At 60.2% G+C, this 25,073-nt stretch carries 21 protein-coding genes; all 21 read right to left on the bottom strand.

The features are described from left to right. Nucleotides 1–346 precede the first annotated feature (346 nt). The 21 genes from XH90_RS08980 to XH90_RS08880 all read right to left on the bottom strand — a co-directional run bounded on the left by XH90_RS08980 (nt 347) and on the right by XH90_RS08880 (nt 25,059). Complete coding sequence (locus XH90_RS08980) at nt 347–2,437, bottom strand: methyl-accepting chemotaxis protein (protein ID WP_194480538.1); 2,091 nt, start codon at nt 2,435–2,437, stop codon at nt 347–349. A 146-nt stretch (nt 2,438–2,583) separates the two neighbouring features. Continuing rightward, nucleotides 2,584–3,258: a TetR/AcrR family transcriptional regulator gene (locus XH90_RS08975; RefSeq protein ID WP_194480536.1), complete on the bottom strand. Its 675-nt coding sequence runs from the start codon at nt 3,256–3,258 to the stop codon at nt 2,584–2,586. A gap of 446 nt (nt 3,259–3,704) precedes the next feature. Next, on the bottom strand, nt 3,705–5,105 hold the full coding sequence (locus tag XH90_RS08970; protein WP_194480534.1) for an NAD(P)(+) transhydrogenase (Re/Si-specific) subunit beta: 1,401 nt from the start codon (nt 5,103–5,105) through the stop codon (nt 3,705–3,707). A 39-nt stretch (nt 5,106–5,144) separates the two neighbouring features. Next, the gene (locus XH90_RS08965) at nt 5,145–5,462 is read right to left on the bottom strand and encodes a proton-translocating transhydrogenase family protein (protein WP_025034139.1); all 318 of its coding nucleotides are present in this window, start codon (nt 5,460–5,462) and stop codon (nt 5,145–5,147) included. Nucleotides 5,463–5,473: 11 nt separating this feature from the next. After that, nucleotides 5,474–6,601 carry a Re/Si-specific NAD(P)(+) transhydrogenase subunit alpha gene (locus XH90_RS08960; protein WP_194480532.1) on the bottom strand — a complete coding sequence of 376 codons (1,128 nt, stop codon included), beginning with the start codon at nt 6,599–6,601 and terminating at the stop codon, nt 5,474–5,476. 83 nt (nt 6,602–6,684) lie between these two features. Then, nucleotides 6,685–8,925 carry a xanthine dehydrogenase family protein molybdopterin-binding subunit gene (locus tag XH90_RS08955; RefSeq protein ID WP_194480521.1) on the bottom strand — a complete coding sequence of 747 codons (2,241 nt, stop codon included), beginning with the start codon at nt 8,923–8,925 and terminating at the stop codon, nt 6,685–6,687. Further along, nucleotides 8,922–9,386, bottom strand: a complete 465-nt coding sequence (locus XH90_RS08950) for a (2Fe-2S)-binding protein (RefSeq protein ID WP_194480518.1) — start codon at nt 9,384–9,386, stop codon at nt 8,922–8,924. The genes XH90_RS08955 and XH90_RS08950 overlap by 4 nt, the downstream gene beginning before the upstream one ends. Before the next feature lie 194 nt (nt 9,387–9,580). Then, nucleotides 9,581–10,543 carry a nitronate monooxygenase family protein gene (locus XH90_RS08945; RefSeq protein ID WP_194480515.1) on the bottom strand — a complete coding sequence of 321 codons (963 nt, stop codon included), beginning with the start codon at nt 10,541–10,543 and terminating at the stop codon, nt 9,581–9,583. Nucleotides 10,544–10,990: 447 nt separating this feature from the next. Further along, nucleotides 10,991–13,069, bottom strand: coding sequence for a 3-hydroxyacyl-CoA dehydrogenase NAD-binding domain-containing protein (locus tag XH90_RS08940; protein ID WP_194482632.1), 2,079 nt, complete (start codon nt 13,067–13,069; stop codon nt 10,991–10,993). Between the two features lie 106 nt (nt 13,070–13,175). Beyond that, a complete protein-coding gene (locus XH90_RS08935; protein WP_194480513.1) occupies nt 13,176–14,117 on the bottom strand; it encodes an electron transfer flavoprotein subunit alpha/FixB family protein in 942 nt (313 codons plus the stop codon). Next, a complete protein-coding gene (locus tag XH90_RS08930) occupies nt 14,117–14,866 on the bottom strand; it encodes an electron transfer flavoprotein subunit beta/FixA family protein (protein WP_194480510.1) in 750 nt (249 codons plus the stop codon). The genes XH90_RS08935 and XH90_RS08930 overlap by 1 nt, the downstream gene beginning before the upstream one ends. A 401-nt stretch (nt 14,867–15,267) precedes the next feature. Beyond that, complete coding sequence (panC, locus tag XH90_RS08925; RefSeq protein WP_194480508.1) at nt 15,268–16,209, bottom strand: pantoate--beta-alanine ligase; 942 nt, start codon at nt 16,207–16,209, stop codon at nt 15,268–15,270. Nucleotides 16,210–16,222: 13 nt separating this feature from the next. Next, the gene (gene panB, locus XH90_RS08920) at nt 16,223–17,095 is read right to left on the bottom strand and encodes a 3-methyl-2-oxobutanoate hydroxymethyltransferase (RefSeq protein ID WP_194480504.1); all 873 of its coding nucleotides are present in this window, start codon (nt 17,093–17,095) and stop codon (nt 16,223–16,225) included. 26 nt (nt 17,096–17,121) lie between these two features. Next, nucleotides 17,122–17,577 (bottom strand): aspartate 1-decarboxylase, encoded by a 456-nt coding sequence (panD, locus tag XH90_RS08915; RefSeq protein WP_194480502.1) that lies wholly within the window; start codon nt 17,575–17,577, stop codon nt 17,122–17,124. Between the two features lie 73 nt (nt 17,578–17,650). After that, nucleotides 17,651–18,361 carry an SDR family NAD(P)-dependent oxidoreductase gene (locus XH90_RS08910; RefSeq protein WP_246755735.1) on the bottom strand — a complete coding sequence of 237 codons (711 nt, stop codon included), beginning with the start codon at nt 18,359–18,361 and terminating at the stop codon, nt 17,651–17,653. Continuing rightward, nucleotides 18,358–18,945 (bottom strand): 2-hydroxychromene-2-carboxylate isomerase, encoded by a 588-nt coding sequence (locus tag XH90_RS08905; RefSeq protein ID WP_194480495.1) that lies wholly within the window; start codon nt 18,943–18,945, stop codon nt 18,358–18,360. The genes XH90_RS08910 and XH90_RS08905 overlap by 4 nt, the downstream gene beginning before the upstream one ends. Before the next feature lie 47 nt (nt 18,946–18,992). Further along, on the bottom strand, nt 18,993–20,840 hold the full coding sequence (locus tag XH90_RS08900) for an AMP-binding protein (RefSeq protein WP_246755733.1): 1,848 nt from the start codon (nt 20,838–20,840) through the stop codon (nt 18,993–18,995). Between the two features lie 385 nt (nt 20,841–21,225). Beyond that, a complete protein-coding gene (locus tag XH90_RS08895; RefSeq protein ID WP_194480493.1) occupies nt 21,226–21,930 on the bottom strand; it encodes an SDR family NAD(P)-dependent oxidoreductase in 705 nt (234 codons plus the stop codon). A gap of 47 nt (nt 21,931–21,977) precedes the next feature. Continuing rightward, on the bottom strand, nt 21,978–22,748 hold the full coding sequence (locus XH90_RS08890; RefSeq protein ID WP_194480491.1) for an enoyl-CoA hydratase: 771 nt from the start codon (nt 22,746–22,748) through the stop codon (nt 21,978–21,980). A gap of 37 nt (nt 22,749–22,785) precedes the next feature. Further along, nucleotides 22,786–23,802, bottom strand: a complete 1,017-nt coding sequence (locus XH90_RS08885; RefSeq protein ID WP_194480489.1) for a nitronate monooxygenase family protein — start codon at nt 23,800–23,802, stop codon at nt 22,786–22,788. Between the two features lie 69 nt (nt 23,803–23,871). Next, complete coding sequence (locus XH90_RS08880) at nt 23,872–25,059, bottom strand: acetyl-CoA C-acyltransferase (RefSeq protein ID WP_194480487.1); 1,188 nt, start codon at nt 25,057–25,059, stop codon at nt 23,872–23,874. Nucleotides 25,060–25,073 lie beyond the last annotated feature (14 nt).

Here is a 25,073-nt window from a genome sequence, read left to right as displayed (position 1 = left end):
CCGAGCTCCGCACCGCGATGCCGCCGGGAAGGCGGCCTCCGGGATCCGAAGCGTTGAGCCTCGGATGCGGGCGGCGAAGCGCGGGTTAGTTGCAAGCGGCGGGTCACCGGTAGCCCGGCAGAAGCCCTGGCACTCGAATCCGAAATGGCGCCGTGTGATGTATCCGTCGCGGGTCTCGAAACGAGGTCGAGCTGGTCGTTGAGATCGGCAGCGTTTACCTGAAGCCCAAAAGCTGCCATCATGACGACTATCGTTTTGCCGCAGACCATGCGGATCGTCTCGACATTTATTGTCAATCGACTGGACTGCCGGCAACGCCGGGCGCACACTAGGGTGCTTTACCAGACTAAGCAGCTCGGATCCCGCTCAAGAACGTGTTGATCTGGACCCGAAGCTCCTGCGTCTCCGAGTCCAGGACCTTCGCTGCCGACGCGACATCGTGCGCAGCCACGCCAGTCGCTTCGGCCGCCTTGCTTACCCTCGCGATGTTCTGCGAAACCTTTCGAGTCCCCTCAGCAGCCTGCTGAGTGTTGGCGCTAATGTCGCGGGTCGCGGTCCCTTGCTCCCCGACCGCCATAGCGATGGAGGAGGCCACGTCGCTCACCTGTCCGATCGTCTCCTCAATAGCTTTGATCGCGTGGACCGCTTGGCTTGCTACACCCTGAACGGCCGAAATCTGTCCGGCAATCTCCTCAGTCGCCTTCGCCGTTTGATTTGCAAGTGACTTCACTTCCGATGCCACTACTGCAAAGCCCCTACCCGACTCTCCGGCACGCGCGGCTTCGATAGTCGCATTCAGAGCAAGCAAGTTTGTCTGGCCAGCAATGGTGGTGATCAGTTCCACAACTTCTCCGATACGGCTCGCGCTGTCGGCCAAGCCCTGCACCGTCATGTCCGTCTTGGTGGCTTGCTCCACCGCACGTGCTGCGATGTCCGCAGCCTGCGCCGCGCGTCGACTGATTTCGTTAATGGTCGCGCTAAGCTCCTCCGAAGCTGACGCCACACTTTGGACGTTCAACGATGCCAGCTCCGAGGCCTGCTCGGTAGACTGCACCTGTGTGCTCGCATCGGACGATAACAAGGAGATATTGGCGGAGGTGTTTCGCATCTGATCGGATGCGGCTGCCAGCGATGCAAGGCTGCGTGCCATCTGCTGTTCAAACTCACCGATTTGTCTTTCTATGTGATGCTGCCGCTCTACGGCCCTCAAATCGTGTTGCTGCTGCTCCTCTTCGATGCGCTTTTTTGCAACTGCATTTTCCTTGAATGTCTGCAGCGCACCTGCGAGCTGACCGATTTCGTCATTCCGCTCGGCGAACGGGGTCTCAACGACGGTGTTGCCGTTCGCCAATTCGATGGTTGCGTCGCGCAGACATCTGAGAGGAAGGATCACATAGCGTCGGACCGCCAGCATGCACCCAGCCGCGAGTGCTATCGCGCAGGCAAGTAGCGTCAGCTGGAATATCAAACTGCGCTGCGCCGATCCTTTTCGCTCGACCGCGTGCTGCTGAGCGGCCTCAAGCGCGCGCTCGGCGAGATTAACCGCCGTCGAGAGCCGCGCGAGGCTGAAGTTTACCCATTGCGCGACACTCATATCGGCCTTCTCTCCTCTAGAAGCCATTTCGAAAAGCCGATCTCGCGGTGTAACATACTCCTGCCCGAAGTAGCCGGATTTTGTCGCATCAATTGCCGCTCTAATGGATGCGGGCAGCTCGCCGCCCGAGACGAGGCTCTCGATAGAAGACCACACAGCCTCCGTTTTCCCAAGCAGGCGCGCATAGGTCTGCCGTGTCGCAGGGCCTTGCTGGAACACTTCCAGATTTTGCGCGACGAGAACAGTCGCTTCGCCACCAGAATTGCGCAGCAGCCAAGCGAGCTGCTTTAACGCCATGAGCCGATCCACTAGCGGGTCCTTGTATCTCACTTGCGAGGCAAGTTCGGTCGAGAGGCTCTCGAGATGGCTCATCAAGAGCGAGCTCGCATCTGTGTATTCTCTTCCGATACCTTCCGGGCGCTCAGCCGGAGGCTTCTTGATCGCCTCGAAGGCATTTTCATCGAGGCGCGAGAACGCATCGATTTCAGCAGACAATGAAATCGCCGGGTCCTGCGATCCGGAATGAACCGCCTGGAGATCCGAAATCAGTTCGGCCAAGGCTTGGCGAAGTTTGGAACGGATCTTCGCAAGATCAGCTTGAAGATCGGTCTCGATTGGCTTAGGGCCATCCAAAGCGCGGGGCGTAATGCTTCGAGCCGTACGCAGATTGTGCATAGCTCGGAAGGCGCTTGAGGAGGCTTGAGCGATCCCAGAGACCTGCTCAGCGGTGCGTAGCTTTCGATAGGAATCCAATGCATCCACGGAGAGCACCACAGTCACCACTGAAGAGACTAGGGAGATCGCGGTCATCAGAACAGCCGTCAGAGTGACATGCTTCAGCATTCAGGACTCCTGGAAAGCCTAATAGGCTATAAGGGGCAAGTTCTAATAAAGAACTAATGGTTCGTTCCAGCAGGTTAGCTCGCAGTGAAGCGAGGGGTCCGGCATAGAGGTCCCAAAGACCGGCAAGCACCCTTTTGAAGATGGAGCTAGGATCTCGTGCGAGCCGTAGTGCGAACTACAGTTTTCGAAGCGCGTGACGCACGCTTGCCCCCAGAATTCGGCTCAACCTCTATTCGTGCGCCGCGGTAGATCAGCTGCATTACCATCTTGTGCAGCTCGTCTCGCGCTCTCACGGAATTCAGAAAGCCGCTGAGGTGCATCATCACGATACCGTGGGCGGCCACCCAGAATGCCCGCCCCAATTCCACCGGATCGCCTTTCAGATAACCCTGGTTGACAAGATCCCGGACGTAGTCTGTCATCGATGAATTGAAACGGTGGACGGTTCGGGAATATTCCGGTATGTCCCTTTCTGGAGCCTTCGAGCCGAATATCAGGCGGTACGAATCGGGATCATCCAGCGCAAACTGCAGGTACGCGCGGCCGACGGCCTTAGCGTTTTCCCGCGCGTCCCGGCCAGGCTTCAATGCGGTTTCTAATCTGCTGCAGAATCGTCTTAGAGCAGCGGCACGGACAGCCGCAAGAATTTCGTCTTTATCAGCGAAATAGCGATAGGCGGCGGTCTGACTGTAACCCAGCGCCTTCGCAATCTGTCGCATCGTTACCCCGTCAACTCCATGGGCGGCGAAAAGCTTCTCCGCCACGCGGACAAGCCGCTCCCTAAACGCTTCGATCTCCTCATCCGTCAGCGGCTTACGCATGTTCCTGCCTAAAAATCGCAACCATTCAGATAGCATTGGTCCAGGAAGACCGAGCCCATCCGACGGTCTTCTGACCGGACAGGCCCGCGCGCCCCTTATGCAAGCATATGCAGAAGCTTCTAGTCGGCCAAGCCGGGGTTGCACAAGTCAGCCGACATGCCACCGCCAAGACGTGCAATTCACCTCTAGGGCCCGCCGGGGTAGCTAGAGAGCTGCCCGCTTATGGGGCGGTTCCGGACTTCCTGCTAGGAGCTCATCGAGGGCCGTCCACGGGCAGGAATGGGTTCTGGTCCTCGCAGGAGGTTGCCCACGTCATTCTCACGATGAACGCCATGATCACCATGGAAAAGAGCCCGGCACGTTCTTCAGGAACGTCGCCCTGTGCCGAAGAACGATGGCCCTTTCGCAAAAGTCACTGATCCGACGCCGCGCTACCTGCAGTCTTCTTACATCGCCTTGACGATGTTCTCCGTCACCTTCTTGGCGTCGCCGAGCAGCATCATAGTGTTGTCGCGGTAGAACAAGGGATTGTCGATACCGGCGTAGCCCGAGGCCAGCGATCGCTTGATGAACATCACGGTGCCGGCCTTCCAGACCTGGAGCACGGGCATGCCGTAGATCGGCGACGTCTTGTCTTCTTCGGCCGCCGGGTTGGTGACGTCATTGGCGCCGATCACGAAGGCGATGTCGGCCTGCGCGAATTCGGAGTTGATGTCCTCGAGCTCGAACACCTCGTCATAGGGCACGTTGGCTTCGGCCAGCAGCACGTTCATGTGGCCGGGCATGCGGCCCGCGACCGGGTGAATGGCGTACTTCACCTCGACGCCTTCCTTCTTCAGCATGTCGGCCATTTCGCGCAGCGCGTGCTGGGCCTGCGCCACCGCCATGCCGTAGCCGGGCACGATGATGACCTTGGAGGCGTTCTTCATGATGAAGGCCGCATCGTCAGCGGAGCCGAGCTTGGCCGGCTTCTGCTCGCCCGAGCCGCCACCGCCGGCCGCGGCGGTCTCGCCGCCGAAGCCGCCGAGGATGACCGAGATGAAGGACCGGTTCATCGCGTGGCACATGATGTAGGACAGGATCGCGCCGGAGGAGCCGACCAGCGCGCCGGTGATGATCAGCGCGGAATTGCCCAACGTGAAGCCGATGCCGGCCGCCGCCCAGCCCGAGTAGGAGTTCAACATCGAGATCACGACCGGCATGTCGGCGCCGCCGATCGGGATGATCATGAGCACGCCGAGCGCCAGCGCGAGGATGACGATCAGCCAGAAGTCGAGCGCACCGCCAGTCAGGACCAGGCGGACGATAAAGAACACCAGCGCCACGGCGAGCGCGATATTGATGATATGACGGCCGGGCAGGATGATCGGCGCGCCGCTCATGCGCGCGGACAGCTTCAGGAAAGCGATCACCGAGCCGGTGAAGGTCAGCGCGCCGATGGCGACGCCGAGCGACATCTCGACCAGGCTCTGCGGATGGATGTTGCCGGGGGTTCCGATGTCGAAGGCTTCGGGCGCATAGAACGCGCCGGCGGCGACCAGCACCGCGGCCATGCCGACCAGCGAGTGGAAGGCGGCGACCAGTTCCGGCATCGAGGTCATCGACACGCGGCGGGCGATCACCGCGCCAATCACGCCACCGATCGCGATGCCGACGATGACGAGCACCCAGGCGAGACCGTCGGCCGGCGGATGGTTGGCAAGCGTGGTGGCGACCGCGATCGCCATGCCGATCATGCCGAACAGATTGCCCTGGCGCGACGACGCCGGGCTCGACAGCCCGCGCAGCGACAGGATGAACAGCACCCCCGCCACAAGATACAAGAATGCAGAGAGATTGGCGCTCATCTCAGGTCCCCATTGATCCCATCAGCCCGAGGTGGCCGCTTACTTCGACTTCTTCTTGTACATCGCCAGCATGCGCTGGGTGACAAGGAAGCCGCCGAAGATGTTGATGCAGGCGAAGATCAGCGCGACGAAACCGAACGCGCGGGCCCAGCCCGAACCGCTCGAGACGTTCGCGACGCCACCGGCCAGCAGCGCGCCGACCACGATCACCGAGGAGATCGCGTTGGTGACCGACATCAGCGGCGTGTGCAGCGCAGGCGTCACCGACCACACCACGAAATAGCCGACGAAAACGGCCAGCACGAAAATCGACAGCCGAAACACGAAGGGATCGACGACCTGTGCAGCATGCTCCATGACGGATCTCCTTAACCCTTCGGCTGGAAGTTCGGGTGGACGACGGCGCCGTCCCTGGTGAGCGCGGTTGCCTTCACGAGCTCGTCGTCCCAGTTGACGGCAAGCTTCTTCTCCTTCTTGTCGACCATGGTCTCGATGAAGGAGAACAGGTTGCGCGCATAGAGGCTGGAGGCAGAGGCCGCGACACGGCCGGCGACGTTGGTGTAGCCGACGATCTTGATGCCATCTGTCTCGACGACCTCGCCGGCCTTGGCGCCCTCGACATTGCCGCCGCGTTCGACGGCGAGATCGACCAGCACCGACCCCGGCTTCATCGACTTGACCATCTCGGCGCTGACAAGCTTCGGCGCCGGCCGGCCCGGGATCAGCGCCGTCGTGATCACGATGTCCTGCTTCTTGATGTGCTCGGCGGTGAGCGCGGCCTGCTTGGCCTGGTACTCCTTGGACATCTCCTTGGCGTAGCCGCCGGCGGTCTGCGCGTTCTTGAACTCCTCGTCCTCGACGGCGAGGAATTTTGCGCCGAGCGATTCCACCTGCTCCTTCGTCGCCGGACGCACGTCGGTGGCGGTCACGACGGCGCCGAGGCGGCGCGCGGTCGCAATCGCCTGGAGGCCGGCAACGCCGACACCCATCACGAACACCTTCGCGGCGGGAACGGTGCCCGCGGCGGTCATCATCATCGGGAAGGCGCGGCCGAAGGCCTCGGCGCCCTCGATCACGGCGCGGTAGCCTGCAAGGTTGGCCTGCGATGACAACACGTCCATCACCTGCGCGCGCGTGATGCGCGGCATCAGCTCCATCGCGAAGGCGGCGACGCCGGCATCGGCCATCGTCTTCAGCGCGGCCTCGTTGCCGTAGGGATCCATGATGGCGATGACGAGCGCGCCGCGCTTGTACTGGCCAAGCTCGGACGCCTCGGGGCGCTTCACCTTGATGATGATGTCGGCGTCCTTCAGCGCATCGGCCCTGACGGTGGCGCCCACGGCCGTGAACTCGGAATCCGGCAGGCCCGACTTGATGCCGGCACCGGGCTCGATGGCGATCTCGGCGCCCAGCGCCTTGAACTTCTTCACCGTATCCGGCGAAGCGGCGACCCTCGGTTCCGACGGGTCGATTTCCTTGGCAACGGCAATCTTCATGAGGCCTCTGATGAAGCGGGACAAGCGCACTCATTCGCGCGAGCTAAGTTGAATTGCGACGGTGGAAGGTCAGCACGTGGGGGTCATACGAAATCGATGTGCTTCCTCAGCGGCAATTCGCGGATGCGTTTGCCGGTGGCGGCGAAGATAGCATTGGCAAGGGCTGGGGCGGCGGGGGAAACCGGAGGCTCGCCGATGCCTCGGATGGCGCTGCCGCTGTCGATTGCGCGTACCTCGATCGCAGGTGCCTGGTCGAGACGCAAGCCCCCGTACGCGTCGAAGTTGGTCTGCTCCGGTGCTCCGTCCTTGTAGGTCAATTCGCAGTTGATCGCGTGGCCGAGTCCCCAGATAACGCCGCCTTGGACCTGGTTCTCGAAATTCGCAGGGTCGAGAACTTTCCCTACGTCGCACGCAACGAACACCTTATCGATCTTGATACCGCGCGGCGTACTGGTGATCTCCACGACTTCGGCTACGGGCACTCCAAACGACAGCGTAAAAGCGATTCCGCGCCCGCGGTCCTTGCCGGGATCGCCATCCCATTTGGACATCTCGCCCACCGCTTCCAGCACCTTGCGCGACGGCTCATGCCAGCAGAGCCGGATCAGTTCCTTCAGGGGATCGGCACCCGCCGCCCGGATCAGTTCGTCGAGAAAGCAGTTGTGCATAAAGCCATTGCCAGACGCGCCGACCGAACGCCATGAGCTGACCGGCACCATTTCCGGGACTCGATAGCCCGTAACACGATAGTGTGGAATTCGAAACGGCTGATCCCAGGCGCCCGCCACGATGGCAGTGTCGGGTCCAAACGTCGGGACACTCAGCCGGCCAAACCACGAGGCGTTGACCGAAGGGCAAGCGACCTTGAAATCATAGGCCTCGACCTTGCGATCCTTGACCGCGCCGCGCATGCGCGCCATGGCGAGCGGACGAGGGAAATCGTGACCCATGTCCTCCTCTCGCGTCCAGGTCATCTTGATCGGGCGCCCCGGAAGCGCCTTCGCCAATTCAATCGCCTGGCGGACATAATCGTGTTCGAGGCGCCGCCCAAAACTGCCGCCTGAAAATTGAGAATGCAGGTGGATATCCTCGGCACGAAGCCCTGTGACCTTCGCCGCCATTGCAACCACGAACAGCGGAATCTGCGTTCCTGTCCAAATATCGAGACGGCTGTCCTTCAACTGCACTACGGCATTCATGGGCTCGAGCGGCGCGTGCGCAAGATATGGCACCTTATACTCAGCCTCGAGCACCTCAGTGCCCTGCAGCGCCGCCACCACATCGCCTTCGTCCTTTAGCCGGCTGTCCTGGCGATCCGGCATGAAGGAACCCGCGACCGCCCGGAACATGGCTGCGCTTGACGATGGATAGGGCGATGGCCCCCAATCGCACTTTATCAGGCTCGCTGCCTTGAAGGCTCGCCAGGTGTTGTCGGCTATCACGCCCACGCCACCGGTAATCGGCAGGATCGCGATGACGCCTCTCGACTTCTCAGCTGCGCTGGCATCAAAGCTCTTCATGCCACCGCCAATCCGCGGATTGGTGCGCACCGTGGCGTAGACCATATCCGGCATCCTGATGTCGATGCCAAATGTCGCGGTACCTGTCGACTTCGCGACGATGTCGATGCGCTGCATCGTCTTACCAAGATAGCGCCATTCAGCCTCAGGCTTGAGCCGAACATCTTTGGGCGGCCCCAGCCGGGTTGCGTCTGGGGCCAGAGATGCGTAGCTAAGCGCCTCGCCGCGTGGCGTGATCACGTTGCCATCGCTGGTCCTCAACTGCTCCTTGGCGATGCCCGTCCGCTTTGCCGCTGCCTGCAGCAGGATGTCCCTCGCGACCGCGCCGGCGACGCGCATCTTTTCATAGGCATCGGGAATGGTCGACGATCCACCGGTGATTTGAAGGCTCAAAAATTTGCCCATGACATCGCCCACGACGCGCGCTTCGCGAGCAATCAAGCCATCGTCGGTCGCTGCAAATGGCAAACCTTCCGCAGTCACCGCGCCGTTATAGTAAGCGGCGCTCGGTGGTCCGAAATCAATCCTGATGTCGTTCCATGCGACATCAAGCTCTTCCGCAACCAGTGCCGCAAGCACGGACGCCACGCCTTGCCCAAGGTCGGCGCGCGGCGTGATGATGGTCACTCCGGTTTGGTCGATGCGAACGTAGGGCGTGAGCACGACTTGCCCGTCGCCGAGGTGCTTTAACAGCGGATTCTCGGGCTCGCTCTCGTAAGAATAAACACCGAGCGCGACGCCGCCTGCGATCGCGGCGGACCCGATCAGGAATGTACGTCGCGCGATCTTGCCAAGCCTGCTCATGTCGCGCGTCCCTTCAGTTCGCGCGCCGCTGTCTTGATTGCTGCGCGGATGCGCGGATAGGTGCCGCAGCGGCACAGATTGCCCGACATGGCTCGGTCGATATCGTCGTCGCTCGGGTTCGGATTGACTCCCAATAGCGCGGCCGCTGACATGATCTGACCGGACTGGCAGTAACCGCATTGCGCGACCTGGTGCGTTACCCAGGCCTTCTGCACGACATGCATGGCTTGCGGCGTGCCCAATCCCTCGATAGTGGTGACCTCTCCTTTGACGTCTACGGCCGGAAGGGAGCAGGATCGCACCGCCTCACCGCTTATGCGCACGGTACACGCTCCGCACGCCGCGATTCCGCAGCCATACTTGGGCCCGCTGATTCCGAGTACGTCGCGCAAGACCCATAGAAGGGGCATCTCGTCTTCGACATCAACTTGATAGGTCTGGCCATTGATGAAGAGTTGCATTTGGCCTCCCGAGTGCGGTGCAGAACCGCTCCAAGCGTTCACCAACTATCCAAGCGAAGCAGCACTTCAACGACGCAGATCTGCATCGCAGTAGATGCTGCCGTTCGCCTAACCCGCTCGCCCGCGGACAGGCGCCTCGGCAACCCTTCCTGCACGATCGCGGCAACGGCACTGACCGCAGCAGGCCGTCGCGATCAAGCGGCAATCTTACTGCGCGCCGAGAGATATTCATTCTCCAGGCGATCGACGAATCGTGCCACCGGCTCGACTGCGGTGATCGCTCCAACACCTTGCCCCGCTCCCCAAATGTCCTTCCACGCCTTCTTTTTCATATTTCCACCAGATCCGAAGTTCATCGTCGAAATGTCGCCTGCTGGCAGGTTGTCAGGATCCAGACCGCTGTCGAGGATCGATTTTCGAAGATAGTTGCCGTGCACCCCGGTGAAGAGATCTGAATACACAATGTCCGACGCGTTGGCTTCCGTCACGGCATGCTTGTAGGCGGCCGGCGCATTGGCTTCCTCGGTGGCAATGAAGGCGGAGCCGATGTAGGCAAGGTCGGCGCCCATCGCCTCGGCGGCCAGTACCGCTTGTCCGCTTGCGATGGATCCAGACAACGCGATCGGCCCATCGAACCACTGTCGGGTCTCGTTGACGAACGCAAACGGCGACAGCGTACCTGCATGTCCACCGGCACCGCTTGCTACGAGGATCAATCCGTCCGCCCCCTTCTCGACGGCTTTACGCGCGAACGTCTGATTAATGACATCGTGCAACACCAATCCGCCGTACGAATGGACCGCTTCGTTGACTTCCGGCCGAGCCCCCAACGAGGTGATCACGACAGGTACCTGGTGCTTCGTGCAGACCTCGAGATCGTGATGAAGCCGCTCGTTCGACTTATGCACGATCTGGTTCACGCCGAATGGCGCGGACGGCCGGTCGGGATGGCGGATATCATGCTCGGCGAGTTCGTTAGTAATGCGCTTGAGCCAATCTTCCAACACGTGCGCTGGGCGAGCATTCAGTGCCGGAAATGTGCCAACCACTCCGGCCTTGCATTGTGCAATCACCAGCTCTGGCGTCGATATGATGAAGAGCGGCGATGCGATGATGGGCAGCCGAAGTGTGGCTTTCAGGCTGGAGATATCGGTCATGGGCAGCTTTCCACGTTGAACGAGCGGCAATATGCATCATTGTTTTACGCTGTCAACTTTATCGGCGTGGCGATCGATATACCCTGAATTTCTTGGTTTGGAGTCGCATGCGCCCTCCGGCCGACTGCCTGAAGAGCCGACGTTTCGGCGCCTTCTAGGCGACGGGATCTGATGGAAGCCCCAGCAGCCCGTCGTGTGCAGGTCCTAGTCATGTAAGATGCAGTTGCGCGCGATACGGATGGGATACTCGCCTTGCCGAGCAGCGACCGAGCGGTGGCGCAGCAGCCAGTTTTCCCTCGATCGTCTCTAGGCCAACGGCAAAGCAGGAAGATAATACCGCCGACCGTCTGGGAGACCTTCGGATTTTGAAGATGGGGCCGCCTGACGGCCGGAACGAAAAAACGGTCTCGAGAAAAAGCCTGGCCCGTTCGGGCCAAGCTAGGTAGGTCAGCCGCGCGCGCCAAATTTCCCATCCTGTTCTGCCAACTCCATCAGCAGCTGGGTCGGTTGAAGCGAAGCATCGTTAGATTCTCTTGCATAGTATGACAGCCGATCAGCGAGCCGCTGAAGTCCGACATGGTCTGCATAATGCATCGGACCGCCGCGGTAGATCGGCCAGCCGTACCCGTACAGCCATACGACGTCGATGTCGCTCGCCCTCGCCGCGATACCTTCTTCGAGGATCCGCGCACCTTCGTTGATCATCGAGTATGTCGTCCGTTCGATAATTTCTTCATCACTGACGACACGCCGCTTGCGTCCGAGGCGGCTCAGCGTCTCATCGATCAGCTTCTCAACTTCTGGATCATGAAGGGGCGCGCGGGAGCCCTCCTCATACCGGAAGAAGCCTTTCCCGGTCTTTTGTCCGAAACGACCAGCTTCACAAAGCGCGTCCTCGATCTCCGATTTAATGCCGCGATCCTTCCGCGATCGCCACCCGATATCCAATCCTGCGAGGTCTCCCATGGCAAATGGACCCATTGGCATCCCGAACTTCGTAAGAGCGGCATCGACCTGCTGCGGAAGTGCGCCGTCGAAAAGTAGCTGACTAGCCTGACGTTGCCTGGCCATGAGCATGCGGTTGCCTACGAATCCGTCGCAGACACCGACCACGACCGGCACCTTTCCAATCTTGCGCGCCACTGAAACGACGGCTTGCAAGACGTCGGGGGCAGTGTCCGCAGCCCGAACCACTTCGCAGAGCTTCATGACGTTCGCAGGACTGAAGAAATGCATCCCAAGGACGTCCTGAGGCCGTTTGGTCTCTTTGGCGATCTCATTGATGTCGAGAAAGGAGGTATTGGTCGCCAAAATGGCACCGGGCTTCGCGAATTGGTCGATCTGACCAAAGACATCCTTCTTGATAGCCATGGTTTCGAATACCGCCTCTACGATGAGGTCGGCATGCTTTATGTTCTCAATTCCGACGGTACCGTTGATCAGCGCCATACGCTTCTCGGGCGCATCTGCGGGAATCCCGCCTCGCGCTGCGGTCGCGTCGTAATTCTTCCGCATAATGTCTAGTCCGCGATCGAGCTGTTCCCTTCCAGTCTCGACCAGGGTAACGGGAATGCCTGCGTTGACGAAAGACATGGCAATACCGCCACCCATGGTCCCAGCCCCGATGATCGCGACGCGCTCGACGAGGCGCGGCTGGATCCCGTTCGGAACTCCTGGAATCTTCGCTGCCTCTCGCTCGGCAAAAAAGGCATATCGCTGAGCCTTCGATTGATCGCTGCTCATCAATCGGAGGAATATCTCCCGCTCCTTCTTGAGCCCTTCATCGAACGGTAAATCGATCGCGTAGCCGATTGCGTCCGCCGCTGCCAATGGAGCTTCGAGCCCGCGAATTTTCTTCGTCGTTGCGGCTACTGCGGTGGTGAAAATGGAGCGATCGGCTCGAGCCGCGGCGAGCTTCGTATCGTCATCGCGCAACCTGCGAATAGCACGCTTTTCGGCCAGGAGTTTGCGGGCGAACGTCTCACCGCCGGCAGAGGCTTCTTCGACTACTTCCTCGATCAACCCGCTCCGAAGTGCTTCCTGCGAACCGATGGGATTGCCACTGACGATCATCTTGACGGCCAGCTCCGGGCCAACGGCGCGCGGAAGACGCTGCGTGCCGCCAGCGCCAGGCAGGAGCCCCAGCTTGACTTCTGGCAGGCCGAGCTTTGCGTTCTTATCCGCCACCCGGAAATGACAAGCGAGCGCGACTTCGAGCCCGCCACCGAGCGCTGTCCCGTGGATTGCTGCGACTGTCGGCTTGGGGCTGCTCTCGAGCGCGGCCAACACCTCATCGAGACCCGGCTGCTTCGGAGGCTTACCGAACTCAGTGATATCGGCTCCTGCAATGAAGGTCCGTCCACTGCAGGTCAATACTATCGCTCGGATGGTGGGATCCGCAATGGCTTGCTGGACGCAGTCCAGAATGCCGCCTCGAACCGCAGCGCTTAGCGCGTTAACGGGAGGGCTGTCGATCGTAACGAGGCCAACTTCATCGTGCGATTTCAAACTTACGACATTGCTCATCATATCCTCCATACCGCCATTCCAGCGAAGGCTCTTGCAATTCGATTTGATCGACGCCGAGTTCTTAGATTCTCGCACGTAGGCGGCGTAACGCCCTGTACGTTGGTTAGTGGTCCAGTTCGGCCGTCAGCTCCGGAACCGCCTGGTAGAGGTCGGCGACCAGGCCGTAATCGGCAACCTGGAAGATCGGCGCGTCCTCATCCTTGTTGATGGCGACGATCACCTTGGAGTCCTTCATGCCGGCCAGATGCTGGATCGCGCCGGAGATGCCGACCGCGACGTACAGTTCCGGGGCCACCACCTTGCCGGTCTGGCCGACCTGCCAGTCGTTCGGCGCATAGCCGGCATCGACCGCGGCGCGCGAGGCGCCGACACCGGCGCCGAGCTTGTCGGCGAGCGGCTCGATGTATTTTGCAAAGTTCTCGCGGCTTTGCATGGCGCGGCCACCGGAGACGATGATTTTTGCGGACGTCAGTTCCGGACGGTCGCTCTTGGCGACTTCCTCGCCGACGAACGAGGACAGGCCCGGATCGGCCGCAGCCGTGGCGCTCTCCACCGACGCGCTGCCGCCCTCGCCGGCCGCGGCGAAGGTCGAGGTGCGCACGGTGATGACCTTCTTGGCGTCCTTCGACTTCACGGTCTGGATCGCGTTGCCGGCGTAGATCGGCCGCTCAAAGGTGTCGGGCGCGACCACCTTGATGATCTCCGAGACCTGCATCACGTCGAGCAGGGCTGCGACGCGCGGCATCACGTTCTTGAAGCGCGAGGTCGCGGGCGCGACGAAAGCATCGTAGTCACCGGCCAGCGAGACGATCAGTGCAGCCAGCGGCTCGGCGAGGTCGTGCTCATAGGCAGCACCTTCGGCCACCAGCACCTTGGCAACGCCGGCGAGCTTGGCGGCGACGTCCGCCGCGGCCTTGGTGCCCTGGCCGCCACCGGCGACCAGCATATGCACGTCACCGCCGAGCTGGCTTGCAGCCGTCAGCGCTTTGTTGGTCGAGTCCTTCAGGGTCTCGTGGTCGTGTTCAGCAATCAGCAGCGTCGTCATCAGAGAACCCCGGCTTCGGTCTTGAGCTTGTTCACGAGTTCGGCGACGTCCTTGACCTTGACGCCCGCCTTGCGGCCCGCCGGTTCCGCGGTCTTCAGCACTTCCAGACGCGGCGTCAGATCGACGCCATAATCGGCTGCGCTCTTGTCGTCGATCGGCTTCTTCTTCGCCTTCATGATGTTGGGCAGCGACGCATAGCGCGGCTCGTTGAGGCGGAGGTCAGTGGTGATGATCGCCGGTCCCTTCAGCTTGACAGTCTGCAGGCCGCCATCGACTTCGCGAGTGACCTTGAAATCAGCACCGTCGACTTCGAGCTTGGAGGCAAACGTCGCCTGCGACCAGCCGAGCAGCGCGGCCAGCATCTGGCCGGTCTGATTGCTGTCGTCGTCGATCGCCTGCTTGCCGAGGATGACGAGTCCGGGCGCTTCCGCCTCAACCACCGCCTTCAGAATCTTGGCGACGCCAAGCGGCTCCACATTGCCTTCGGCCTTGACCAGGATGCCGCGTTCGGCGCCCATCGCAAGACCGGTGCGGATGGTCTCCGAGGCCTGCGCGGGGCCGATCGACACCACTACCACCTCGGTCGCCTTGCCGGTTTCCTTCAGCCGCAGCGCTTCCTCGACGGCGATTTCGTCGAACGGGTTCATCGACATCTTGACGTTGGCGAGCTCTACGCCCGTCCCGTCACTCTTGACGCGGACCTTGACGTTGTAATCGACCACCCGCTTTACCGGCACTAAGACCTTCATCGAGCCTCTCTCTGTTGCCCGCAATCCGGTATAGTTCTAAAATCGAACTGTCAACTCAGGAGACTGCTTAGCTATCCTCTCTCAAGGCCAGGGTACGGGTCAGGAATGTTCGATGCCCGCAGTGCCTGCATTGCGCGGCTGCCTACCTCCCAAGAAGAAATACTATTGACGCCATCAACACCATGACGCCGATGGCGGGAGCGACGATCCAAAAGCTCTCGTTCAGCGTGCCGCCGGAACGCGGGGCAATATGCCATTTCGAAGGTAATGCCCTTAAATATCGTGACATCTGCGCATACTCAATCGCGGTAGACGGAGACTCGCAAGGCAATCTCGAGGAACGCGCCCTCCCAATATGCGCTTTGACGGAGGAAACGCCCACGTCGCGAACGGGTGACAAATCACCTACTCTTGCGCGCATTGCCCCTCCCCTCCGTGATACCTCGATCGATGCGCTCGAGCGCCGCTGTGTCCAAGCCAGCAACGCTGCGCAATGTAAGCCCGCCCTTCAGCGCCACATTGTCGATCAGCCTGGTCGATCCAATATAGGCAGCGACGCAAAGCGCAGCGGGACGACGCAACGGGCTCTCAGGTCGCTTGAGCGTTTCGGCATCGACGACCTCAAGATACTGAAGCCGATCTACCTCTCCCAAATGCCGCTTGGCGAGTTCAAGGAGCTTCTCTACATCGCGCTCGCCTTTTCGGAATGCGGCCTCCGCTGCAAGAAGCGCACGGCTGATCGATAAAGCCCTCTGGCGGTTGTCATCGTCGAGAAAGCGATTGCGGCTGCTCATCGCTAGGCCATCAGCCTCGCGAACGGTGGGCATTGTGAAGATCTCAACCGGAAGATTGAGGTCGGTGGTCATACGGCGTATGACCGCACACTGCTGGAAATCCTTCTCGCCGAAAAAGGCGACATCCGGCTGCACCATATTGAACAGTTTCGACACGACGGTGGCCACCCCTCGGAAATGCCCAGGTCTGAAAGCACCGCATAGGGGCGTCGCGAGGTCTCCCGGTTCGACGAACGTCTGGAATTGCGCGGGGTAGACTTCGCGTGCATCAGGAGCAAACAGGATCGTGACACCGCCTTCACTGCACAGCTTCTCGTCGCGCGGGAAGTCGCGCGGATACACGTTCAAATCTTCGTTCGGTCCGAACTGGGTGGGATTGACGAAGATGCTGACGACCGTAACGTCGCAAGCGGCCCGACAGGCATCGACGAGGGACATATGCCCCTCATGCAGGTACCCCATGGTCGGTACAAGTCCTATACGGTTGCCACTCCGACGCTCACGCGCGACCGCATGCCGAAGTTCAGCAACATTCGTTATCGTTTGCATGGAACGGCTCAAGTCATTTTGAATTGAGGGGCGCCCAATTTGCGATGGCATCGGCCAAGTCACCGGGCAGACGATACGATTCCTGCGCCCCAGGGAAGGCGCCGCTGCGGACATCCGCGGCCCAACGCAAAAGCGCGTCCCGCAACGTGTCGACCCCTTCGACATAAGTTCGAACGAATTTTGGTCGCGGCTCATCGGTCAAGCCTAGCACGTCGTGGAATACAAGAACTTGCCCCGAGCACCCTACTCCTGCACCAATACCAATCGTCGGTATCGTCAACGAGTCGGTAACACGAGCGGCAAGCTCGGCCGGAATTCCCTCCAACACCAGCGCAAAACAGCCGACTTCCTGCAGCGTCTGTGCATCATCCAGCAGCCGCAGCGCCTCGCTCGCCGTCCGACCCTGCACCTTGAAACCACCTATGACGTTGACGCTCTGTGGGGTCAGCCCCAGATGGCCCATTACGGGGATTTCGCTGTCGACAAGGGCCTTCAGCATCTCGATGCGCCTCGCGCCGCCCTCCAGTTTTACTGCGGCTGCGCCACGCTGAAGAAACCCGCCGGCATTGCGTATTGTGTCCGCGACGCTGATGTGAAAGCTGAGAAAGGGCATATCGGCGACCAGCAACGCACGAGGCTTCGTGCGAGCTACGGCTTCCACGTGGTGGTTCATCATTTCCACGCTGACCGAGAGCGTGTTTTCGAAACCCAGGCACACGTTGCCGACGCTATCGCCTACCAGCAAGATATCCACGACCGGGTCCGCGATCCGTGCCGAAACCGTATCATAGGCGGTCGTCATAACCATGCGCCTCCCTTCCGCCTTCCAACGCTGCAGCATCGGAATCGTGACGCGCTGAGCATGCGGCTGCGAGATATGGCTCATTCCATCTCCTTGTTTACCGATGGAGCTCAGTTAGATTCCGCAGCACGGAGCGGAACAGGCTTCAAATCGCCCTTCTCATCCGCTATTTCGAAATGATGGCCTCCGACCGAGTCCGCCTTGACCGAGTACGTCAGACGATCGACGACGCGGTTATCGCGGTCGAATGCCAGGATCTTGGGCCTCAGATCGACGATGCGCGCGCCATCCAAGTATTGCGAGCTGCAGACGATGATCTGGTCGCCGACCTGGCAGGTCCGCGCTGCGGCCCCGTTGAGCACGCAACAGCGGGATCCGCGAGCGCCAAAAATGACATACGTTGAAATACGAGCTCCGGAATTCTTGTTCCAAATCTCCACGAACTCCATCGGCAGAATGCCCGCATCTTGGCAATGGTCCGGATCGAGAGTGATCGAGCCGTGATAGTGAAGATTGGCTTCGGTAACGTGAATGCCGTGCAGTTTAGCGGCGAGAACTTTTCTCATCGGACACACGTCTCACTTTCGAAAAGCAACTCTCCGAGCGACGGGCCTCTCCAAAAGCGGGTCACTTCGTCAGCTACCAAGTCTCGCGGTATGGACGGACTTCGGTCAGGAAGGACCAAGCCGAGCGATCCTGATGGGCGACATGCCAGACCTCCTCGGCAATGGCAGAGGGCTTGATGAAGAAGTCATCCGCTGCGTCCTTGTACCTCTCGCGCGCCCAGGGCACATCAATGACGGCATCGATGACGAGATACGCGACATGCACTCCTTTAGGGCCCATCTCGCGCGCAATCGATTCAGCGAGGATGCGTTGCGCGGCTTTCGTCGGCGCGAAACCTGCGAAGCGCTGGCGGCCCCGTAGTGCCGATGTGTTGCCGGTAACGATCAGGGAACCACCGTCGGCCGCCGCCATGGGGGGAACCACATGGCGCGCGAGGTGCAGAAGAGCCATCACGTTCGTTTCGAAGTTGGTGCGAAGAATGCCAGGATCGATCTCCGTAAATCCGCCGAATGCCCCTCCCACCGCGTTGTGAACAACGACCTTCGGAGTGCCAAGGGAACGATCGATTTGGGTGAGTGTCGTCTCCAATGCGACTGGATCGGCAACATCGCATGGAAATGACGCGGCATTTGGTATCTCCGCCTGCAAATCCTTTAGACGCCGCTCATCGCGAGCCAACATGGCGACCCGATAACCTCCGGCAGCAAATCGACGTACGAGAGCGGAACCTGTGCCTGGGCCAACGCCGGTCACAACGGCAATCGGACTCGCCAGTTTACTCACTGTAGTTTCTCCAGATGCTTCCGCAGGAAGTCGAGACGATCGTTGCCGAAGAACATCTCGCCACCGATAATGAAGGTCGGAGCACCGAATACGCCCAGATCACCCGCCAGACTGCTCGATTCCGTCAGTTGCTTATCGAGGTCTTCATCATCCAACGACGCCGCCATCGAAGCTGCGTTCATACCGGCGGCAGTGAGTACGGCTGCCACATCGTCAGGAGTGACAAGTGGTGCGCCTGTCACCCACATTGCATTGAAAATGGCATGAATCGCCCTGCTTCCATCTCCGCCCTCTAACGCCTTGATCGCAGCGCGCAACAGTCGCCGACCGTCGATCGCCTTGGGATCCTTCTGGCGTTTGAGGGCTATTCCGTAGTGCGCTGCCCAGCGCTGAAGGTCGACCCCTGCGTACTTTCCCTTTGCCGCGCAGACGATCGTCGTCGGCGTATTGCCAACCTGTCGCATCACTGCGGCCACATCCATCGGGCGATAAGTAATCTCGATATTTGGAATCGCCGTTACCTGACTGTTCGCAAGATATGAATATGGGCTCCGAAAATCGAAGTAGAAATCAACCACAGGCATCGTGGACTCCGAGAACTTCGCTATGCTCCCATCTTGAGAGCCTTCAGCTATGCGCCTACCTCCGCCCTCACCTTCGGCCGGCAAACGAAAATTCCGGGCGGCGTTTCTGGTGCATAGAGCGCTTCGACGTTCACGGCACGATTGCTGAGGACCGCACGTTGGTTAACATATGCCTTGTCGGTGATCTCGCCCTTGCCAAGTGAAGGCGGATCCTCGAGCAGAGTGAAAGCAGAGACGCGATTGCTCGAGCTCGCGCCATGATTGTAATTTTCCAGTTCCTGCCGAATGTGCTCGATAACAGACGGATCGCGGGAGAGGCGCCGCGCATCGGACCCGCAGCTTGGGTCGGACGCCACGCGAGCCGCTCGCTCCGGATTGACCCAGGCGAGCACCGCCACCGAATCCCGATTCTCGCCTGCGATAACCACGTCCTGCAGAAGCCCCCTGCAGGCATTGAGCACGGTGAGTCGGAGATCTCCGGCCACCACCCAGGTCCCATTGCTCAGTTTAAAGCTCTCGGAAAGACGACCGGCAAAACGCAGCCCACGATTGGGATCCTCGGAATCTATGAAAGTGGCCGTATCCCCAGTCCGGTAGTACCCCTCCTCATCGAACGCTGCCTGCGTCGCCTCGTGATCTAGATAGCCGCGCATAACGTTGGGACCACGCACGCGAACCTCGTAGCAGTCGCGCACCGGTACGAGCTTGAGCTCGACTCCCGGCAGCGGCACCCCGAGTTCGCCAGACGTTTCGCTGGGCCATTGCGTGGTGGAAATCCCAGGTGCTGTCTCTGTCGTTCCGTAGCCCGAGCCAAAGGGAATACGCCGCCCGGTTGCACGGACTGCAAGTTCTTGCAGCGCGTCGAGCGTCGCCCGCGGCATGGCGGCGCCGGCGTAGGTGCAACGGCGCAAGCGGCGAAAGAAATTGTCACACAGTTGCGCGTCCGACTTGAGAGCATCGACCAGCATCGACCAGCCAAGGGGCACATTTATCATCGTCGTAGGCGAGATGACCTTGAGATTGGCAACGGTGCGATGCATCGCGTCCGGCGTCGGCCGCCCGTCATCGATGAATAGCGACCCTCCGTTATTCAAGACGCCGTTCAACACTAAGTTTCCACCCATCGTGTGATGCCACGGCAACCATTCAAGCTGTACCGGCGGCTCCTCCAACTCCACAGCGGACATGGCGACCGCGGATGCCATCATGCGGTGCGTGTTGGGCACCCCCTTTGGCAGCCCTGTCGAGCCGGAAGTGAACAGAACCTTCCCCACATCATCCGGAGACAAGTCCTCGAACGCTTTCGCGAAGTGGGGGCCAGGCTTGACCTCCAAAAGCCCGCCGAACAACACCACACCATCGGCTGGCTCGGCCGCAATCCACTCGGCGTCCTTGAAACCCTCGAGCTCCATGACCTTACGATAAGGATTGACCTGCTGGACAAACACAAGCGAAGGCCGAAGCACGTTCCCGATGTGGGCGAGGCGATCCAGACCGCCCGGTATCAAGCTATAGCTCGGGGATATCGGCGCCACCACCAAGCCCGCGCACATCGCACCGAAACTGACAATCGCATGCTCAATAGAATTGCCGGAAAGAATGGCAATTGTGTCGCCGCGCTTATAGCCACGATCAAGCAGGGCCTGGCCAAATGACTGAACCATCTGCCAGGCACTCTCGTATCGCACGCTATCCCATTCGCCATTGCTGGCGCGCTGAGCAATGAAAATTCTGTCTGGGGCTTCCGAGGCCCATTTTGGAAGTTGATCGCAAACCGTTCGTCCAACACCGGTCAGTGGATGACGTGAGCGGAGAAGTAAGGTCCCGTCGCCTCGGCGGTCGACATCCAGCTCCGGCTTCAGGAAGTGAACATCCATGTACGGTGCGTTGGTCATGTGCAGCTTGCTCTCCAGCTTGCCACTGAGTTCTGGGACCGACCTCCCACGCGTGAGCGCGGCGAACGTGCGGCTCCTCAGATTGCTCAGCAGTACGCGCTTCCCCTAAGACTGTTATTACAAGATCATGAAGTTCTTTTTTGGTACTGTCAATTCGTTCGGACGAGTTGCCAGAATTTTAGTTGAAAATATGTCCAGTGCGGCCGCCTAATACTTTCCATATTGGATCTATAGTTCCTAATTCGAACGATGTGGGCTTTCATGTCCGGATAAGATGGATGCTGTCCGGTCCGCCATGAAATCAAACTCCCGGCAGACACTGCTTTTGGATGTGGTGTTGTCTCGTGGATCCTCTGAGGAGGGTTCGACGGGCAACTGATTGCTACTAGTTCTCTTTCGAGGCACGCACGTCCAACTCGAACGACCAAGCCCAACGCGGCTGGTTGTAGAGGTGTGCAAATGCATCAACTAATACGTTAATGCTGATCGTATCGTCGCCGCGAACAACGTTGCCTGCAGGATGAACATCATCCGGCGTTCCGCCATCCACTATCACGTGACCGACATGAATTCCGTCGCCTGCATATTCCTTGGCCAATGCCTGCGCGAGCACCCGCAGAGCACCTTTTGCTGAACCGAACGGAGCGTAACCTGCGAGCCCAGATAGGGAAGCGCTTGCTCCGGCGAACAGAAGCGTACCTCGCTCGTTCGGTCGCATCCGGCGAATGGCCTCGCGGCCGAATAGGTAACCGCCAAAGCAGCCGCCCCGCCAGACCTGCTCGAACTGTTCGGCTTCGCTATAAATCGCCGATACGATGCGTGGCACGCGATTTCCGGCATTGTAGATCGCAAGGTCGACCGCCGGTCCCGCGACATTGAAGAGCGCAATGATGTCGGCCTCGTTCGTCGGGTCGGCGACGAAGGCAAGAGCCTTGCCGCCGGATGACAGAACCTCGAGCGCGACCGATTCAATGGCCGATTTACTTGTCCCCGCGACAACGATCCTCAGACCATTCGCGGCAAATCGCTTGCACAGCTGGGCTCCAAGGCCCTGGTCCGAGTCTACCCCGATCACGACCGCCGTCTTCATACACTACCTCGTAGGCTCCTCACCTCGAACGGCAATCCACTTGGCACTCACGTCGACAATCTGGAAAAGTCGGGCAGTCTCCGCTCGGCCAAGGCTGAGAAGGCTTCGCGCGCTTCGGCAGATCGGAGCCGCTCGCGAAAGAGGTTGCTCTCCAGGCTGACCTGCGACGCGATCCGCTGCGTCTCCCGCATGAGCGCCTTGGTGTGGCGAAGGGCTCCGGCCGGCTGCTTCGCCAATGCCTCAGCAGCGTTGCGGGCCTTCTGTCGGAGCTCGCCGACGGGCACCACAGCATTCGCGAGACCGTAAACGAGTGCAGAGGACGCGTCCAGTGGCTCGCCGAGGGCGAACATGGCATACGCTCGGACATATCCGATGCGCGCAGGCAACAACCAACTCGATGCGGCTTCCGGGACCAGCGCCAGGTTGACGAACGGTGTGGCCAGCTTGGCATTCTCGGCGAGGAACACGAGATCACAATGCAGCAGCATCGTGGTGCCCACCCCTACTGCATTCCCCTGCACGGCTGCGACCAGCGGCTTACTCGCGTGTGCCAAATTGCTAATAAATCGAAATGCTTCTCCGGGCCCTTCCTGGTGGTCGGATGCGGATCGAAAATCCGCAAGGTCGTTCCCCGCGGTGAAGCTGTCACCCTCACCTTGGATGAGAAGGACACGTATAGAGGATTCCCTCTCGGCTGCCTCTAGCGCGTGCGAGAGCGCCCCATACATCCCCAAACTCAAGGCATTCTTCTTTTCTGGACGGGCAAGAGTCAGTGTCATGACACCGCCCGATACTTCGCAACGAACGTGCTCGGTCATTCCGACTCCTGCCCTATATAGATCCAATCCAATCGAATTACAGATGAGCCAAAGCCGGCTTGCGCGCTGCCTCAGGCTTGCCATCCAAGAAACCGCCCAAGCGTCCCCGGATGATCGTTTCAGCCTCGCGCATGATCCGATCGATTAGTTCTTTGACGGTTGGAATGTCGTTGATGAGCCCAACCACCATCCCACAGCTCCAGGCGCCCGCATCCATGTTGCCGTCGACCATCACCTTGGGATACACGCCACCGACTTCCTCGATGATGTCGTCGATCTTGAGGCTGGCGCCTCTCTCCTTCTCGATTTCCAAGAGACGTTCGACGCCGGCGTTATTGAGCACCCGCTCGGTATTCCGGAGAGGGCGCATGACAAGTCGTGTGTCAAGCTCGTTGGCGGCCAAGATCGCCTTTTTGACGTTCTCGTGCACTGGAGCTTCCTTGGTTGCAACGAATCGCGTGCCCATGTTCACGCCGGAGGCGCCCATCGCGAGCGCCGCGACGAGACCCCTTGCATCGGCCAAACCGCCGGACGCGATGAAGGGGATCTTCAGTTCATCTGCCGCGCGAGGCAGCAGAATCATGTTTGGGATATCGTCTTCGCCAGGATGGCCACCGCATTCGAAGCCGTCGACGCTTACTGCGTCGCAGCCGATCTTTTCAGCCTTCAAGGAGTGCCGCACGGACGTACATTTGTGGATCACTTTGATGCCCGCAGCTTTTAGGGCGGGCATGTAGGCTTCCGGGCTGCGGCCGGCAGTCTCCACGACCTTGATGCCGCCCTCACGAATAGCCGCGATGTATTCCGGATAAGGAGGTGAGCTGAGCGCCGGCAGGAAAGTCAAATTCACACCGAAGGGCTTGTCGGTCATATCGCGACAACGCGCGATTTCCTTCGCAAGTAGCTCGGGGGTCCTTTGTGTCAGTCCAGTAATGAGCCCCAAACCGCCCGCGTTCGACACTGCCGCGGCCATCTCGGCAAATCCGACGTAATGCATCCCGCCCTGAACGATGGGGTGTTCAATGCCGAAAAGTTCAGTAATCGCTGTCTTCACCTGGTCCTCCAGAATGGTTCGTTTATTGACTTCGCCGAAGCGACGGAACCGCCGCCTTGGACACCCGCACTAGTGCAAGATTTCGAATAGGCCCGCGGCACCCATTCCGCCGCCGATGCACATTGTCACCACGCCATATTTTGCCTTGCGCCGACGTCCCTCGATCAGAAGGTGGCCCGTCAATCGTGCGCCGGTCATGCCGTAGGGATGACCGATAGCGATGGAACCTCCGTTGACATTGAGCTTCGCGGGATCGATGCCGAGCTTGTCGCGGCAATAGATCACCTGCACCGCGTAGGCCTCGTTGAGCTCCCAGAGATCGATATCGTCGATCTTCAAATTGTGTCGCTTGAGCAACCGCGGGATTGCGGCCACTGGGCCGACGCCCATCTCTTCGGGCTCGACACCGGCGGCGACGAAGCCGCGGAAGATGCCTAGCGGCTTGAGGCCTCTCTTGGCTGCGATCTTGTCGCTCATGATGACGCAAGCCGAGGCACCATCGGAGAGCTGGCTGGCATTGCCGGCGCTGATGGTCTTCCCTTCGAAAACCGGTTTGATCTTGGCCAGGCCTTCGGCCGTAGTGTCGGGACGAGGCCCCTCGTCCTTCGACAGCGTCACCTCATGGAAGGAAACTTGCTTGGTGTCCTTGTCAACCACGGCCATCTTGGTAGTGAACGGCACGATTTCGTCGTTGAATCGGCCGGCCTGTAGCGCGGCTCCGATCCGGCGCTGGCACTCGAGGCTATATTCATCCTGCTTGTCGCGGCCGATCTTGTAGCGTTCGGCGACGACCTCGGCGGTGTCGAGCATCGACATGTACATTTCGGGCTTCATCGCCATCAGCTCATCGTCAACGGCGTGGAACTTGTTCATGTGCTCGTTCTGCACAAGGCTGATCGACTCGATGCCGCCGCCGATCGCTATTTCGACGCCGTCGAGCATAACTGAGCGCGCTGCGACCGCGATCGCCTGAAGGCCCGAGGCGCATTGCCGGTCGATCGTGGTGCCGGCGACGGTAATGGGAAGGCCGGCGCGGATTGCGCCCTTACGGGCGACATTCATCACCATGGTGCCTTGCTGCATGGCGCAGCCCATGACCACATCTTCGACGTCGCCCGGCTCGATGCCCGCGCGCTTGACGGCCTCCGCCATCACGTGGCCGGCCAATGTGGGCCCTTCGGTATAGTTGAGCGCTCCGCGATATGCCTTGCCGACGCCCGTGCGCGCGGTGGAAACGATTACTGCTTCAGTGGTCATGGTGGCCTCTTTTT

Source organism: Bradyrhizobium sp. CCBAU 53338 (assembly GCF_015291665.1).
Lineage (GTDB): Bacteria > Pseudomonadota > Alphaproteobacteria > Rhizobiales > Xanthobacteraceae > Bradyrhizobium.
The sequence above is the reverse complement of the archived record's forward strand: the minus strand, read 5'-3'. Positions and strand labels throughout refer to the sequence as shown.

Coding starts and splice junctions, on each gene's coding strand:
- XH90_RS08960 (WP_194480532.1), bottom strand. CDS start 6,601: ATGAAGATTGCCGTTGCCAAGGAAATCGACCCGTCGGAACCGAGGGTC.
- XH90_RS08970 (WP_194480534.1), bottom strand. CDS start 5,105: ATGAGCGCCAATCTCTCTGCATTCTTGTATCTTGTGGCGGGGGTGCTG.
- XH90_RS08900 (WP_246755733.1), bottom strand. CDS start 20,840: ATGACCAACGCACCGTACATGGATGTTCACTTCCTGAAGCCGGAGCTG.
- XH90_RS08950 (WP_194480518.1), bottom strand. CDS start 9,386: ATGCAACTCTTCATCAATGGCCAGACCTATCAAGTTGATGTCGAAGAC.
- panD (WP_194480502.1), bottom strand. CDS start 17,577: ATGAGAAAAGTTCTCGCCGCTAAACTGCACGGCATTCACGTTACCGAA.
- XH90_RS08905 (WP_194480495.1), bottom strand. CDS start 18,945: ATGCCTGTGGTTGATTTCTACTTCGATTTTCGGAGCCCATATTCATAT.
- XH90_RS08945 (WP_194480515.1), bottom strand. CDS start 10,543: ATGACCGATATCTCCAGCCTGAAAGCCACACTTCGGCTGCCCATCATC.
- panB (WP_194480504.1), bottom strand. CDS start 17,095: ATGAGCCATATCTCGCAGCCGCATGCTCAGCGCGTCACGATTCCGATG.
- panC (WP_194480508.1), bottom strand. CDS start 16,209: ATGCAAACGATAACGAATGTTGCTGAACTTCGGCATGCGGTCGCGCGT.
- XH90_RS08940 (WP_194482632.1), bottom strand. CDS start 13,069: ATGAGCAATGTCGTAAGTTTGAAATCGCACGATGAAGTTGGCCTCGTT.
- XH90_RS08895 (WP_194480493.1), bottom strand. CDS start 21,930: ATGAAGACGGCGGTCGTGATCGGGGTAGACTCGGACCAGGGCCTTGGA.
- XH90_RS08965 (WP_025034139.1), bottom strand. CDS start 5,462: ATGGAGCATGCTGCACAGGTCGTCGATCCCTTCGTGTTTCGGCTGTCG.
- XH90_RS08955 (WP_194480521.1), bottom strand. CDS start 8,925: ATGAGCAGGCTTGGCAAGATCGCGCGACGTACATTCCTGATCGGGTCC.
- XH90_RS08980 (WP_194480538.1), bottom strand. CDS start 2,437: ATGCTGAAGCATGTCACTCTGACGGCTGTTCTGATGACCGCGATCTCC.
- XH90_RS08880 (WP_194480487.1), bottom strand. CDS start 25,059: ATGACCACTGAAGCAGTAATCGTTTCCACCGCGCGCACGGGCGTCGGC.
- XH90_RS08890 (WP_194480491.1), bottom strand. CDS start 22,748: ATGACCGAGCACGTTCGTTGCGAAGTATCGGGCGGTGTCATGACACTG.
- XH90_RS08935 (WP_194480513.1), bottom strand. CDS start 14,117: ATGACGACGCTGCTGATTGCTGAACACGACCACGAGACCCTGAAGGAC.
- XH90_RS08930 (WP_194480510.1), bottom strand. CDS start 14,866: ATGAAGGTCTTAGTGCCGGTAAAGCGGGTGGTCGATTACAACGTCAAG.
- XH90_RS08975 (WP_194480536.1), bottom strand. CDS start 3,258: ATGCGTAAGCCGCTGACGGATGAGGAGATCGAAGCGTTTAGGGAGCGG.